This window comes from Hydrogenophaga sp. (assembly GCF_036675665.1).
Classification (GTDB): Bacteria; Pseudomonadota; Gammaproteobacteria; order Burkholderiales; family Burkholderiaceae_C; genus Hydrogenophaga.
Map to the genome: position 1 here is coordinate 22,138 of NZ_JAKFEO010000020.1, position 14,572 is coordinate 36,709.

The 14,572-nt window shown below is 66.3% G+C and carries 12 protein-coding genes; 1 reads left to right on the forward strand and 11 read right to left on the reverse strand.

Annotated elements, in window-relative coordinates; genetic code table 11:
• Positions 1-91 precede the first annotated feature (91 nt).
• The 3 genes from V6M63_RS09230 to V6M63_RS09240 all read right to left on the reverse strand — a co-directional run bounded on the left by V6M63_RS09230 (position 92) and on the right by V6M63_RS09240 (position 6,095).
• Positions 92-1,537 (reverse strand): efflux transporter outer membrane subunit, encoded by a 1,446-nt coding sequence (locus V6M63_RS09230; RefSeq protein ID WP_332741288.1) that lies wholly within the window; start codon positions 1,535-1,537, stop codon positions 92-94.
• A 151-nt stretch (positions 1,538-1,688) separates the two neighbouring features.
• On the reverse strand, positions 1,689-4,835 hold the full coding sequence (locus V6M63_RS09235) for an efflux RND transporter permease subunit (protein WP_332741289.1): 3,147 nt from the start codon (positions 4,833-4,835) through the stop codon (positions 1,689-1,691).
• Positions 4,836-4,847: 12 nt separating this feature from the next.
• Positions 4,848-6,095 (reverse strand): efflux RND transporter periplasmic adaptor subunit, encoded by a 1,248-nt coding sequence (locus V6M63_RS09240; protein WP_332741290.1) that lies wholly within the window; start codon positions 6,093-6,095, stop codon positions 4,848-4,850.
• Positions 6,096-6,271: 176 nt separating this feature from the next.
• Here V6M63_RS09240 and V6M63_RS09245 point away from each other — a divergent pair, with 176 nt between their 5' ends.
• Positions 6,272-6,961: a TetR family transcriptional regulator gene (locus V6M63_RS09245; RefSeq protein WP_332741291.1), complete on the forward strand. Its 690-nt coding sequence runs from the start codon at positions 6,272-6,274 to the stop codon at positions 6,959-6,961.
• A 2-nt stretch (positions 6,962-6,963) separates the two neighbouring features.
• Here V6M63_RS09245 and V6M63_RS09250 read toward each other — a convergent pair whose 3' ends face one another.
• From V6M63_RS09250 to V6M63_RS09285, 8 genes are read right to left on the reverse strand one after another with little or no spacing between them, the layout of a single operon-like run.
• Positions 6,964-8,142 carry an MFS transporter gene (locus V6M63_RS09250; protein WP_332741292.1) on the reverse strand — a complete coding sequence of 393 codons (1,179 nt, stop codon included), beginning with the start codon at positions 8,140-8,142 and terminating at the stop codon, positions 6,964-6,966.
• On the reverse strand, positions 8,139-9,515 hold the full coding sequence (gene rmuC, locus V6M63_RS09255; protein ID WP_332741293.1) for a DNA recombination protein RmuC: 1,377 nt from the start codon (positions 9,513-9,515) through the stop codon (positions 8,139-8,141). Before rmuC ends, V6M63_RS09250 begins: the two co-directional genes overlap by 4 nt.
• The gene (locus tag V6M63_RS09260) at positions 9,515-10,507 is read right to left on the reverse strand and encodes a 2-hydroxyacid dehydrogenase (RefSeq protein WP_332741347.1); all 993 of its coding nucleotides are present in this window, start codon (positions 10,505-10,507) and stop codon (positions 9,515-9,517) included. The genes rmuC and V6M63_RS09260 overlap by 1 nt, the downstream gene beginning before the upstream one ends.
• A gap of 21 nt (positions 10,508-10,528) precedes the next feature.
• A complete protein-coding gene (locus V6M63_RS09265) occupies positions 10,529-11,941 on the reverse strand; it encodes a sodium:proton antiporter (protein WP_332741294.1) in 1,413 nt (470 codons plus the stop codon).
• 23 nt (positions 11,942-11,964) lie between these two features.
• Complete coding sequence (locus tag V6M63_RS09270; RefSeq protein WP_332741295.1) at positions 11,965-12,312, reverse strand: FKBP-type peptidyl-prolyl cis-trans isomerase; 348 nt, start codon at positions 12,310-12,312, stop codon at positions 11,965-11,967.
• Positions 12,313-12,354: 42 nt separating this feature from the next.
• Positions 12,355-13,077, reverse strand: a complete 723-nt coding sequence (locus V6M63_RS09275) for a nitroreductase (RefSeq protein ID WP_332741296.1) — start codon at positions 13,075-13,077, stop codon at positions 12,355-12,357.
• Positions 13,074-13,523 carry an acyl-CoA thioesterase gene (locus V6M63_RS09280; protein ID WP_332741297.1) on the reverse strand — a complete coding sequence of 150 codons (450 nt, stop codon included), beginning with the start codon at positions 13,521-13,523 and terminating at the stop codon, positions 13,074-13,076. The genes V6M63_RS09275 and V6M63_RS09280 overlap by 4 nt, the downstream gene beginning before the upstream one ends.
• Positions 13,520-14,515, reverse strand: a complete 996-nt coding sequence (locus V6M63_RS09285) for a histone deacetylase family protein (protein ID WP_332741298.1) — start codon at positions 14,513-14,515, stop codon at positions 13,520-13,522. The genes V6M63_RS09280 and V6M63_RS09285 overlap by 4 nt, the downstream gene beginning before the upstream one ends.
• Positions 14,516-14,572: the final 57 nt, after the last annotated feature.

Below are 14,572 nucleotides of genomic sequence, written 5' to 3' on the forward strand. Positions count from 1 at the left end.
TCACCCGTCCAGAACGCCGCGGAACCGGCTTTGCCGGGCCGCAAGCGTTGTCCCCCTTTCAGGGGGAAGCCGCGTCAGCGGCGCAGGGGGTTCACTCCACTGTCCAGCCGCCACCCAGCGCCTTGTACAAGGCCACCTGGTTCTGCTGTTGCGCCAGGCGCGTTTGCGCCAGCGCCTGCTGCGTCGTGAACAGCGAACGCTGGGCGTCCAGCACGTCCAGGAAACTCGCCACTCCATTGCGGTAACGCAGCTCGGCCAAGCGGAAACGCTCCGCTTCAGCTGTGGCCTGCACCTGCTGGGCCGTGAGCTGGTCGCCCAGCGTGGCGCTGCCGGCCAACGCGTCTGCCACTTCGCGAAACGCCGTCTGGATCGCCTTTTCGTACTGCGCCACGGCAATGCTGCGCGCGGCCTTGGCGGAGTCCAGGTTGGCGTTGTTGCGTCCGGCATCGAAGATCGGCAGCAAGGCCTGCGGTGCCAGCGTGAATCCCCATGATCCGTCCTTGAACAGGCCCGAGAGGCTGCTGCTCGCCGTGCCCGCGCTGGCGGTGAGCGAGATGCGCGGGAAGAAGGCCGCACGCGCGGCACCGATGTTGGCGTTGGCGGCGATCAGCTGCTGCTCGGCCTGGCGAATGTCCGCGCGGCGCGTGAGCAGATCGGACGGCAGACCGGCCGGCACGTCACGCAGCATCGGTGCGGCGGGCACCGGCGCGGTTGGCACCTTGGCACCGTTGGTGTTGGCCGTGACGGCCTCGGGCATGGTGGGGGGCGCCGGGAGCAGCGCAGCCGGTGGTGTCTGCCCCACCAGCAGCGTGAGTGCGTTCAGATCCAGCGCGCGCAGGCGACGCTGCTGGGCCAATGCCGACTGCGCCGCCGCCGTCAGCGACTCGGCCTGCCTCAGGTCCAGCGCCGAGGTGGCGCCGTTGTCGAAGCGCAGCTTGCTCAGTCGCAGCGAGTCTTCGCGTGTGGCCAGCGTGCGCTGGGTCAGGGCCAGCAACTCGTCGTTGGTCTGCAGGCTCAGCCAGGTGCTGGCCACGGCCGCCACCAGGCTGGTCTGCGCAGCATGGCGCGCTTCCTCGCTGGCGAGGTACTGCGCCAGCGCCGCTTCTTTCAGGCTGCCCAGGCGACCGAAGAAATCGATCTCCCAACTGCTCAGGGCCAGGCCCACGCTGTAGGTGCTGGTGATGCCGCCATTGCCGTCGGGCTGGCGGTTGCCTGCTGCTGCCAGCCCCACCGAGGGGAACTGGTCGGCACGGCGGATCTGGTATTGCGCGCGCACCTGTTCGATGTTGAGCGTGGCCACACGCAAGTCGCGGTTGTTGGCCAGCGCCAGCGCGATCAGATCGCGCAGCCGCGCATCGCCCACGAACTCGCGCCAGGCCATGTTGTCGGCCTGGGCGGCCATGGGGGCCGTCTGATCAGGAAACGTGGCGGCCACGGGCGCTGCGGGGCGCTCGTACTTCGGTGTGAACGAGCAGCCGGACAGTGCAAGCCCCGCCAGGCCCAGGGCGCCGAGGCGCAGTTTGAAATCAGATGTCATGTCGATAGCTCCACCTTGCTTCGCGAAACCCGCGATGCAACGAAAGAAGAGGTGCCGCCCAGCACACACCGCAGAACCGGCTTTGCCGGGCTGCAGGTGTGGTCCCCCCTCCAAGGGGGGAAGACGCGAAGCGGCGCAGGGGGGTCATTTTTCAATGCACTCCGTGTTGTTGCGCCTGTTCGGCGTCGCGGCGGTGTTGGCGTTCGCTGCCTTTGAACAGCGTGCGCACCACCACAAAGAAGATCGGCACGAACACGACCGCCAGCACGGTGCCGGTGAGCATGCCGCCAATCACACCGGTGCCGATGGCGCGCTGGCTGGCCGAACCTGCGCCCGAGGCCAGTGCCAGCGGCAACACGCCCAGCGTGAACGCCAGCGAGGTCATGACGATGGGGCGGAACCGCAGGTGGGCGGCGGCCAGCGCGGACTCGATCACGCCCTTGCCCTGTGCCTGCAGGTCCTTGGCAAACTCGATGATCAGGATCGCGTTCTTCGCCGACAGGCCGATGATGGTGATCAGGCCGACCTGGAAGTAAACGTCGTTCGAGTAGTTGCGCAGCAACGTGGCCAACAGCACACCCACCACGCCCAGCGGCACCACCAGGATCACCGAGAGCGGAATCGTCCAGCTCTCGTACAGCGCGGCCAGGCACAGGAACACCGCCAGGATGGCAAAGGCGTACAGGACGATGGCCTGCGAGCCCGCGAGCTTTTCCTCACGCGTCTGACCGGTCCACTCGTAGCCAATACCTTGCGGCAACTGGGCAGCGAGCCGCTCCATCTCGGCGATGGCATCCCCCGTGCTGGAGCCGGGCGCCGCGCTGCCGCTGATGCGCATGGACGGATAACCGTTGTAGCGCACGGTCTGCATCGGGCCGGTGATCCAGCGCGTGGTGGCGAAGGCCGAGAGCGGCACGGCCTGGGCCTTGCTGTTCACCACGTTCAGGCGCAACAGATCATCGGGCTGCATGCGCGCGGGCGCATCGGCCTGCACGACCACGCGCTGCAGGCGCCCGGCATTGGGGAAGTCGTTCACGTAGGTCGAACCCAGCGCGGTGCCGATCGCGGTGTTGATCGCGTCAAACCCCACGCCCAGCGCATTCGCCTTGTCGCGGTCGATGTCGATCTGCAACTGCGGTGCGTCTTCCAGGCCGTCGGGGCGCACCTGGGTGAGCAGCTTGCTTTGCGAGGCCATGCCCAACAGCTGGTTGCGTGCGCTGAGCAGGGCATCGCGACCCAGACCGCCACGGTCCTGCAAACGGAAGCTGAAACCGGACGATGCGCCCAGTTCGGGAATGGGTGGCGGGCTCAGTGGAAAGATGAACGCGTCGCGCACGCCCGAGAGCGCGCCGAAGGCCCGGCCAGCCACGGCTTCGGCAGAACTGCCGGGTGCGGTGCGTTCGTCCCAGTCCTTGAGCGTGATGAACGCGAGCGCCGCGTTCTGGCCCTGGCCCGAGAAGCTGAAGCCCAGCACGCCGACCATGCTCTGCACTTCGGGTTGCTTGAGGATGAAATCTTCCACCTGCTTGATCACCTCCAGCGTGCGCTCTTGCGTGGCGCCGGGAGGCAACTGCACATTGACCAGCATCGTGCCCTGGTCTTCACCCGGCAGGAACGAAGTGGGCAGGCGCATGTAGACCACCACCGCCGCGGCGACGATGGCCAGGTAGATCACCAATGTGCGGCCGGCGCGCGGCAGCAGTTTGGCCACACCACCCTCGTAGCCCTTGGCGGTGCGCGCAAAGCCTCGGTTGAACCAGCCGAAGAATCCCTTCTTCTCGTGGTGGTGACCGGCTTCCACCGGCTTGAGCAGGGTGGCGCACAACGCGGGCGTGAGCGAGAGCGCCAGGAAGGCCGAGAACGCGATGGACACGCCCATCACGGCGGAGAACTGGCGGTAGATGTTGCCCACCGAGCCGGCAAAGAAGGCCAGCGGCACGAACACCGAAATCAACACCACGGTGATGCCGATGATGGCGCCCGAGATTTGCGTCATGGCCTTGCGGGTGGCCTCCAGCGGCGGCAAACCTTCTTCGCTCATGATGCGTTCAACGTTCTCCACCACGACGATCGCGTCGTCCACCACGATGCCGATCACCAGCACCATGCCGAACATGGTGAGCACGTTGATGGAAAAGCCCATGGCCAGCAACACGGAAAACGTGCCCAGCAGCGCCACCGGCACCACGATGGTGGGAATGATGGTGTAACGAATGTTCTGCAGGAACAGGAACATCACCAGGAACACCAGCAGCATGGCTTCGCCCAGCGTGATGGCAACTTGCTGGATGGAAATCTTCACGAAGCGCGAGCTGTCGTAAGGAATCGACCAGGTCATGCCCTGCGGGAAGAAGCGCTCCAGCTCGGTCATCTTGGCGCGCACGGCATCGGCGGTGGCCAGGGCGTTGCCACTGGGCGAGAGCTGCACGCCGATGCCGACCGCCGGTTGGCCATTCAAGCGCGCCGAGGTGGCGTAGGCCTGTGCGCCGAGTTCGATGCGAGCCACGTCCTTGAGCCGCACGGTAGCGCCGTCGGGGGTGGCGCGCAGCACCACGTTGCCGAACTGCTCGACGCTGGCGAGCTGGCCATTGACCACCACGGTGGCTGCAATGCTCTGGCCACCCACGTTGGGCAAGGCACCGATTTCACCGGCCGACACCTGCGCGTTCTGCGCGCGGATCGCAGTAGTGACATCGGCGGCACTGAGGTTGTAGCCCAGCAGCTTCGCCGGGTCGATCCAGATGCGCATGGCGCGTTCGGTGCCGAACAGCTGCGCCTGGCCCACGCCGGGCAGGCGTTGCAACTCGGGCACCACGCTGCGCGAGGCGTAGTCGCCCAGCGCCACCGGGTTCCACGCGGGATCGTCGCTGGAGAGCATGGTGAACAGCAGGAAGTTGCTGCGCGAGCGGTCCACGCGCACGCCCTGCTGCGTCACCGCCGAGGGCAGGCGCGGGGAGGCGCGCGAGAGGCGGTTCTGCACGTCCACCTGTGCCAGGTCGGCGTTGGTCCCGGTCTCGAAGCTCAGCGTGATGCTGCCGGTACCGTTGGCCTGCGCCACCGACTCCATGTAGATCAGGCCAGGCGAGCCGTTCATTTCCTGCTCGATCACCGACAACACGCTGTTCTCCAGCGTGGCGGCGGAGGCACCGGGATAGGTGGCGTTGATGATGATGGCCGGCGGGGCCACGGGTGGGTACTGCGCGATCGGCAACTGCGTGATGGACACGCCGCCCATCACCATGATGAAGAGCGCAATCACCCACGCGAAGATGGGCCGGTCAATGAAGAATTTCGCCATGTCGGGCGCTCCTTACTTCGCGGTCTCGGGCGCCGGCGCAGTGGCCGCGGGCGCGGCTGGTGCGCTGCCGGGCGCCTGCCACGGCACGGCCTTCACGGCGGTGCCCGGCGGCATCATCTGCAGCTTCTGGAAGCCGTCGACCATGACCTGTTCACCCGCCTTCAGGCCGTCGAGGATCACCCAGCGACCGTTCTGCTGGCCGCCCACCTTCACGGTGCGTTTTGCGATCTTGCCCTCGGCATCGACCACCGACACGGAATCGCCTTGTGCCGAACGCGTCACGGCCTGTTGCGGCAGCGTGATCGCGTTGCCTGCGGTGGCCTGCTCAAGACGCACACGCACATACAGGCCCGGCAGCAGCGTGCCCTTGGGGTTGGGCACCTCGGCGCGCAGGGTCACCTGGCCGGTGGTGCTGTCCACGGTGAGGTCGGAGAACAGCAGGCGGCCCGGCTGCTCGTACACGCTGCCGTCTTCCATCACCACCTGCACGGCAGCGGCCTGCGCACCCGCGCCCTTGAGCTGGCCACTGTCCATGGCCTTGCGCAGCTTGTAGACCTCGGAGGCGGACTGGGTGAAGTTCACATACATCGGATTGATCTGCTGGATCACCGCCAGCTGGGTGGCCTCGCCCTGCCCGACCAGAGCGCCTTCGGTCACCAGCGCGCGGCCGATGCGACCGGAGATCGGCGCGGTGACACGCGCATGGTTCAGGTTGATGTTGGCGGTCTGCACGGCCGCCTTGCCCGCGGCCACGTCGGCCTCGGCCTGCTTCTGAGCCGCCACGGCGCTGGCGTATTCCTGCTGGCTGATGGCGTTTTCCTTCACCAGGGGGGCATAACGTTCTGCCAGCGCAGTGGCCTGCGTGAGGTTGGCCTGCGAACGGGCCAGCCCCGCCTGCGCGCTTTGCAGTGCCGCTGCATAGGGCGACGCATCGATGCGAAACAGCGCCTGACCCGCCTTCACGTCGCTGCCTTCGCGAAACAGCCGCTCCTGCAGGATGCCCGCCGCGCGCGCCCGCACCTGCGCCACCCGTGAGGCTTCCAGTCGGCCCGGCAGCTCGGTCACGAGACCCACGTCTCCTGGCGCGACCGTGACCACACCCACTTCGGGCGCCGGCATGCCACCACCGGCCGCGGCTGCGGGCGCTGCAGGCTTGTCGCAGGCGCTCAACACCACGGCGAGCGCCAGCACGGACAGTCCTCGCAACAAGTGATTCGGCTGCAAGGGAGCAAACCGGGTGCGCGAAACAGGAGCAGACATGATGGGGCTCAAGGCGGGCATGGGAGTCCTTGGGGATTGAAGATGGGCGAGGCACACAAGGCAGGGAATACCCTGACCACTTGCTCCGTCGCAAAACGGCGAAGTATACATACATACAAGAATGTATGTATAGTCCAGCCATCCCCCCAGGGGAATGCAATCTGGAGACACAAGCCATGGTTCGACGCACCAAAGCCGATGCACTGGTGACACGCAACACCCTGCTGGATGCTGCAGAGCATTTGTTTCAGGCTCATGGCGTTTCGCGCACGTCGCTCAACGACATTGCCACCGCCGCCGGCACCACGCGCGGAGCAATCTACTGGCACTTCAAGGACAAGGCCGACTTGTTCAACGCCATGATGGAGCGCGTGACCATGCCGCTGGAAGGCGCGCTGGCCTGTACGGCGCGCACGGCTGAAACCGTGGCCAATCCCCTGCTCTCGCTGCGCGACTCGATGATGAACGCGCTCAGGCAGACCGCCACGGACGAACAGACCCGCCGCGTGTTCGAGGTGGCCACGCACAAGGTGGAGTACGTGTCCGAAATGCAGGCGGTGCGCGACCGCCACCTGCAGGTGCGCAACGAGTGCATGGCCATGACCGAGGAAGCCCTGCGCGAAGCGGTGCGCCGTGAAGACATCAAGCTGGCCATGCCGCTGTCCACGGCAGCGCTGGGGCTGCATGTGATTGTGGACGGTCTGATCCAGAACTGGCTGCTGGACCCACAGGCGTTTGACCTGGAAAAGAGCGGGCGCCACACGGTGGACACCTACCTCGCCGGGCTGGGCTTCCACCTGCCCGCCACCCGCTCTGTGCGCCGCTCGGTGCCCAGGGTTGCCAGGCAGTCCGCCCACGCAGACTGACGTTAGAACTCGCGCTGCGGCGGCTCCCCTGCGGACGTGCGCAGGCTCCAGGCCAGCGGCGAGCCCGCGCCCACCACAGCGCCCACGATCCAGAACACGGCGCCCACCCCCACCAGCGCGCCCACCGAGCCGAACAGCAGCGGCATCACGACGCTCGAGCCGTTGATGGCCATCGCTCGCAGACCCAATGCCTCACCATGGCGGTGGTGCGGGGTCATCTGATGCAGTGAACTCATGATCATGGGCTGCACCGAGCCCAGCGCCAGGCCCAGCAGGATGGACAGCGCCGCCATGGCCCAGGCCGCGTGCACCAGCGGATACACGGCAAACAGCAGCGCGGTGGCGCCCATGGCCGAGGCGATCACCACGGATTCACGCAGGTGCGCGGCCAGCCAGGGCATGAGCACGCGGATGGCGGTGGCAGCCAGCGCGAAAGCGCCCAGGATGGAACCGATCACGGTGGCGCTCAGGCCGCGCTCGTGGCCCAGCACAGGCACCAGGAAGGTGTGCACGTCCCAGCAAGAAGACAGCATCCAGTTGATCATCATCAACTTGCGAAAGCCCGCGTCCTTCAGCAGGTTCCATGACGAGCCGCTGGACTGGCGCAGCTCGGGCGCCACCGGTTCATGCTCGACCGTGTGGCGCACCCAGAACCAGGCCAGCGACGGCAGCAAAGCCAGCAGCAGGAAGGCCGCGCGAAATCCGAAGCTGTCGATCATCACGCCCGCAGCGAACGGGCCCAGGAAGTTGGAGATGGACGGACCGATGGCCATCCAGCTGAACACCTGCTTGAGCTCGGTGGCGTTGTTCGCCAGACGCCCCACATGTCGCTGCAGCGCGATCATGGCCAGCCCGGTGGCCGCGCCGCAGGTGAGCGCGGTGACACACAGCACACCAAACACCGGGAAGGCCACCGACGCCGCCGCGCCCGCCGATGCGATGCCCACCGCCATGGCCACGGGCTTCTTGAGCCCACGCCGATCGGCGTAGCGCCCGGCCGGCAAGGCCATGAACACCGGCGCCAGCGCAAACAAGGCCAGCAACATGCCCACCGCCGCCGGGCTGTAGCCTTCGCGCAGCGCCATCAAGGGCGCGGCCATGCGAAAGCCGGTCATGCATGCATGCAGACAGATCTGCGCCGCGATCAGCCGCGCCAGATCGGACCGAAGCGTTGGGTTCAAGCGTCTCCGGGATCGTTGGGGTCCAGCGGCAGCAGCGCGCTGGCCTGGTCCTGCGGCAGCGCCTCCACCGCTTTGAGCGCACGGCCCATGGCGCGGCTGCGCGTCTCGGCGCTGTCCAGGGTGTTGAGCACGGTTTGGGTCTGGCTCTTCACCCGCGCCAGCACATCGCCGAATTTGCCGAACTCGGTCTTGACCGCACCAAGCACCTGCCAGACCTCACTCGAGCGTTTCTCCAGCGCGAGTGTGCGAAAGCCCATCTGCAGCGAGTTGAGCATGGCCATGAGCGTGGTCGGTCCGGCCAGCGTCACACGGTACTCGCGCTGCAACACCTCCATGAGGCCGGGGCGGCGCAGCACCTCGGCGTACAAGCCTTCGGTGGGCAGGAACAGGATCGCGAAGTCGGTGGTGTACGGCGGCTCCAGGTACTTGTCGGCCATCGACCTGGCTTCCAGCTTGATGCGCTGTTCCAGACCGCGCGCCGCGATCTCGGCGCCCTCAGCGTCGGCACGCTGCTGCGCGTCGAGCAAGCGCTCGTAGTCCTCGTTCGGAAACTTGGCATCGATCGGCAACCAGCAAGGCACGCCGGCGTCGCCGCGACCGGGCAGTTTGATCGCGAAGTCCACCGTGAACCGGCTGCCCGGTTTGGTCATGACCTGCGTGGCGTACTGGTCGGGCGCAAACACCTGCTCCAGCAACGCTGAGAGTTGTGCTTCGCCGAACATGCCGCGCGTCTTCACGTTGGTCAGCAGGTGCTTCAAGTCACCCACGCCTTGGGCCAGCGTCTGCATCTCGCCCAGGCCCTTGTGCACCTGCTCCAGCCGGTCGGCCACCTGTTTGAAGCTCTCGCCCAGGCGCGCCTGCAGCGTGCTCTGCAGTTTTTCGTCGACCGTGGCGCGCATCTCGTCGAGCTTGGCGGCGTTGCCTTGCTGCAGCTGCATCAACTGCGCTTCCAGCGTGGCACGCACCTCGGCCAGGCGGCGCGAGTTGGCCTCGCTCAGGTCCTGCAACTGGCGCGTGAGCGTGTCGCCCAGGGTGCCGCGCAGCTGCACCAGTTGCTGCGCGAAAGCGTCGATCTGCGCATTCTGCGTGCGGGTGGCCTCGGCGCCCTGGCTCGTGATGGCCTCCTGGAACGTGGCCAGGGTCTGCTGCAGTTCCTGGCGAGCGGTGCGCGAGCCTTCTGCCATCTCGCGGCGCAGCTCGCTCTCGATGCGCTCCACGCGCTGACCCGTCTGCTGCAGTTGAGCCAGCAGCGTTTGCCGGTGGGCCAGTTCATCGGCATCCGCCCCTGGCTTGCGCAGCCACAGCGCTGCCTGAAAGACCACGCCGATGGCGGCGAGCACCAGCAGGGCGATGAGCAGCGTCGAGTCGGTCATCAGCGCGCGCCTTTGCCCAGGATCTCGGCGTTGAGCGGCGTCAGCGGTTTGCCTTGCGTGAGGTAGGCAATCAGGTTGTCGGCGGCGAGCTGTGCCATGGCTTGGCGCGTCTTGAGGGTGGCGCTGGCGATGTGCGGCGTGAGCACCACGTTGGGCACGGTCAGCAGATCGGGGTGTACCTTGGGCTCACCCTCGAACACGTCCAGGCCAGCGGCCGCGATCACGCGGCTGCGCAGGGCCAGCGCGAGCGCTGCGTCATCCACGATGCCACCGCGCGCGATGTTGACCAGCGTGGCGGTGGGCTTCATCTGCGCGATCTCGGCCGCGCCGATGGTGTGGTGGCTTTCCGGGCTGTAGGGCAGCACCAGGATGAGGTGATCGGCCGTCCTGAGCAGCGTGGTCTTGTCCACGTAGCTGGCCTTGCATTCGGCCTCCAGCGCTGCATCGAGCCGCGAGCGGTTGTGATAGATCACCTTCATGCCGAAGCCATGGGCGCCACGGCGCGCAATGGCCTGACCAATGCGGCCCATGCCCAGGATGCCCAGCGTGCTGCCGTGCACCTCGGCGCCAGCGAACATGTCGAGCGCCCAACGGTTCCACTCGCCGGCGCGCAGAAAATGCTCGCTCTCGGTCAGGCGCCGGGCGGTGGCCATGAGCAACGCGAAGCCGAAGTCGGCGGTGGTTTCGGTCAGCACATCGGGCGTGTTGGTGGCCAGCACACCCGCCGCACTCAGGGCGGGCACATCGAAATTGTTGAACCCCACGGCGATGTTGGCCACCATCCGCAGTTGCGGGCAGGCCGCCGCCACCGCGCCGTCGATGCGCTCGCTGCCGGTGGTGAGCGCGCCCACCTTGCCTTGCAGGCGTGCGATCAGCTCGGCGGGTGTCAACACGCTGTCGGTGTCGTTGGTGTCGACCTCGAAATGCTGACGCAGATGGTCAACAACGTTGGGGAAAATCTTGCGACTGACAAGGATGGAAGGCTTTTGCACCATGGACATGTCTCCAGAAAATCAGATGAACCAGAGCCAGGTCATGAGGGCGAACAGCGGCACCAGGATGCCGAACGACCAGGCCATGTAGCCAAAGAAGCTCGGCATCTTCACACCGCGGTCTTCGGCAATCGCCTTGACCATGAGGTTGGGTGCGTTGCCGATGTAGGTGTTGGCGCCCATGAACACGGCGCCGGCCGAGATGGCCACCAATGTGGAGGCCATGGTTGTCATCAGCGTCTGCGGATCCCCGCCCGCGGTGTTGAAGAACACCAGGTACGTTGGCGCGTTGTCGAGGAACGAGCTGAGCACGCCCGTGGCCCAGAAGTACATGGCCGGGTTGGGGGTGCCGTCTGCGTTGGTGACGGCACCAACCACCGCGCCAAACGGCCCGTTCACACCCGCCTTGAGCATGGCGATCACCGGAATGATGGTCAGGAAGATCGCGGCAAACAGCTTGGCCACTTCCTGCATCGGCCCCCAGCCGAACTGGTTGCCGTCGTGCGCACTGGCCGGCGTGATCTTGAGCGAGACGAGTGTGACGACGATCAGGCCGATGTCGCGCACGATGCCCGGCAGGCCCACGTCGGTACCGGCGATGTTGATCACCACCGACGACTTCCACAAACCACTGAGCAACACCAGAAAGACCACCACACCCAGCAACGCGAAATTGACCGAACCATCGAACCCGAGACGCTGCGTGTCAGGGGTGGGATCTTCCGGGCGGGTCTCCTCGCGACGGTGGTAGCACCACCAGTCGATGGCGTAGAACAGGGCCAGCAGCACACCGACGATGAACAGCGTGTGGCTCCAGAGGTGTGTCACGGTCCAGAAGAAATCCACGCCTTTCAGGAAACCCAGGAACAGCGGTGGATCACCCAGCGGCGTGAGCGCACCACCGGCGTTGGAGACGATGAAGATGAAGAAGACCACCACATGCACCTGGTGCTTGCGATTGTCATTGGCACGAATCAGTGGTCGTATCAACAACATCGACGCGCCGGTGGTGCCCATGAAACTCGCCAGAAAAGCCCCCATGGCCAGCAAGCCGGTGTTGAGCAACGGGCTTCCGTGCAGGTTGCCCCGCACGAAGATGCCACCGGCCACGGTGAACAGTGCGGTCAGCAGGATGATGAAGGGGATGTACTCGGCGAACGCGGCATGCACCACCGCCACCCCGGTGGCCGCCGGGCCGAAGGCGATGGCAAAGGGCACCAGAAAGGCCAGGCCCCAGGCGGCGGCCACCTTGCCGAAGTGGTGGTGCCAGAAGAGGGGGGCCATCAGCGGGATCATGGCGATGGACAGCAGCACGCCCGCGAACGGCACGCCCCACAACACCGACAACTGAGCGCCGTCGAGATCGGCCGCGCGCGCAAGGCCGGGCAGCAGTGCGCCGGCCAGGGCCAGCGCCTGCACGCTTTTCTTGTTCATGGGTTTCTCCGGATGGGGATCGCTCAGACCGCGAGCAGGTCCACTTCGAACAGCAGTGTGGCGTTGGGCGGAATCACACCACCGGCACCGCGCGCGCCATAACCCAGCGCGGCCGGAATCACCAGGCGGCGCGTGCCACCCACCGCCATGCCTTGCACGCCTTCGTCCCAGCCTTTGATCACGTGGCCCGCTCCCAGTGGAAACTCAAACGGTTGACCACGGTCCTTGCTTGAATCGAACTTGGCGCCCTGCACGCCGTCGTTGAAGAGCCAGCCCGTGTAGTGCACCTGCACCGGGCGTCCTGCCTGGGCGAGCTCGCCATTGCCGACCACGGTGTCTTCGTATTGCAGGCCGCTGGGGGTGGTGATCATGGTGTCTCCTGTGATTGAAAAGAAAGGGGGAAAGAGGCGCGATTATTCCAGCCAGGTCGTGAAGGACTCGACGGTCTCGCGCGGCGTGTGAAATCCGTTGACCTTGTCGGTCTGGTCGGCAAAGCCCAAGGCCATGCCGCAGACCAGCATTTCGCTCTCGCCGGCACCGATGTGCGGCAGGATGATCTTGGCGAAACCGTTCCACGCGGCCTGTGGACAGGTGTGCAGGCCATGACCGCGCGCGGCGACCATGATGTTCTGCAGGAACATGCCGTAGTCCACCAGCGAGCCGCGACCCATGACGCGGTCGAGCGTGAACATCAGGCCCACCGGTGCGTCGAAGAAGCGGTAGTTGCGCTGGTGCTGCGCGTGCATCTTGTCCTTGTCGCCCTTGGTGATGCCCAGCAGCCCGTACAGGCTCCAGCCGTTTTCCCGCCGGCGGTCGATGTAGGGGCTGACCCATTTCTCCGGGTAGTAGTCGTATTCCTCCCGATACTCGGCGGCCAGCGACGGATCGGCGCGCAGAGCGTCGTGCGCGGCACAGACTTTGTCCGACAGCACGTCGCGGCTCTTGCCCTGCAACACATAGACCTTCCAGGGCTGGGTGTTGGTGCCCGAAGGCGCGCGGCTGGCCACCTGCAGCAAATGCTCGATGGTGGCGCGCGGCACAGGCTGCGGCAGGAAGGCGCGCACCGACATGCGGCTGGTGATCGCCGCGTCGACACTGACCGGATCGATCACGCTCGCGGTGGGGTTGTGGCTCATAGCAAGGTCTCCAGGGTTGTCTTCAAGGCTTCGGGCAAGGGCACAGGCCGGCGGGTCTGCCGGTCGACGTAGACATGCACGAAGTGGCCACAAGCGGCAGCCAGATCTGCTCCATCGGCGAACAGGCCCACCTCGTAGCGGACACTGGACTTGCCCAGGTGCGCCACGCGCAGACCGGCCCACACGGTTTGTGGGAAGGCCAGCGGCGCAAAGTAGTTGCACTGGGTTTCGATCACCAGCCCGATCACCGGGCCATCGTGGATGTCGAGCGCACCCTGCTCGATCAGGTGAGCGTTGACCACGGTGTCGAACCAGCTGTAGTACACCACGTTGTTCACGTGGCCATAGACATCGTTGTCGGCCCAGCGGGTGGTGATGGGACGCAGGACGCGGTAGGCGCTGCGCGGCAAGGGTTGGGGGCGTGCGACCGGCGCTGGACTGCTCATGGCGCGGAATTGTGCCAGCGCGGGTCGGCCAAAGCTGTCGCAGCCGTCATCGCGGCCGCAGACACCCCTTGCCAGCGCCTGTGGTATTGCACCGCCGTGCGGTAGGTGTTCATCTGCACCTGCACGGTGGCTTCCATGTCGGTGCCATAGCCTCCGGCCATCACGAAAGCCAGTGGCAGGCGGCGGGACCAGGCCCAGTCCATCACGCGCCGGTCGCGCGCCTCCATGCCGTCGAACGTGAGCTTGAGGCGCCCGAGCCGATCCCCCTCGTGCGGATCGGCGCCCGCGAGGTAGATCACCAGCCCAGGCGCGAAACGGCGCTCCAACTCCTCCAGCGCGCGCTCCAGCGCGTCCAGGTACTCGACATCGCCGCAGCCATCGGGCAATTCCACGTCCAGGTCGCTGGGCTCCTTGCGAAAGGGAAAGTTCCTCGCGCCGTGCAGTGACAGCGTGAACACCGAATCGTCGTGAGCAAAGATCCGCGCCGTGCCATTGCCTTGATGCACATCGAGATCAACGATGGCCACGCGCAACATGCCGCGCGCACGGTTGGCGCGCGCGTGCTCGGCCTGCATCAGGCGAGCGGCCACGGCGGTGTCGTTGAAGACGCAGAAGCCGCTGCCCTTGTCGGCGTAGGCGTGGTGGGTACCTCCGGCCAGGTTGGCGGCCAGGCCCGCGCCATCCATCGCACGGCGACATGCCTGCACCGTGGCGCCCACCGAACGGCGCGCGCGTTCGGCCATGGCAGGGCTCCACGGAAAGCCGATCTCCCGCTGGGCAGCCGGCGCCAGCGCGCCGGTGTGCACAGCTTCTATATAGAGCGGGGTGTGCACCAGCGCCAGCTCGCCATCGCTGGCCGGGCGGGCTTCGAGCAACTCCACCTGCGGCAGCTCGCGGGCCAGGCGCTCGCGCAGTCGGGCGTACTTGGCCATGGGAAACCGGTGCCCCGCGGGTAGCGGCAGGACGAAGTGGTCGGCGTAGAAGGCTTGCAAGGCGGTGCGTGCTGTGGTCAGAAGGACAATGGATTGTGTCCGCCTCGGGTATTTGGG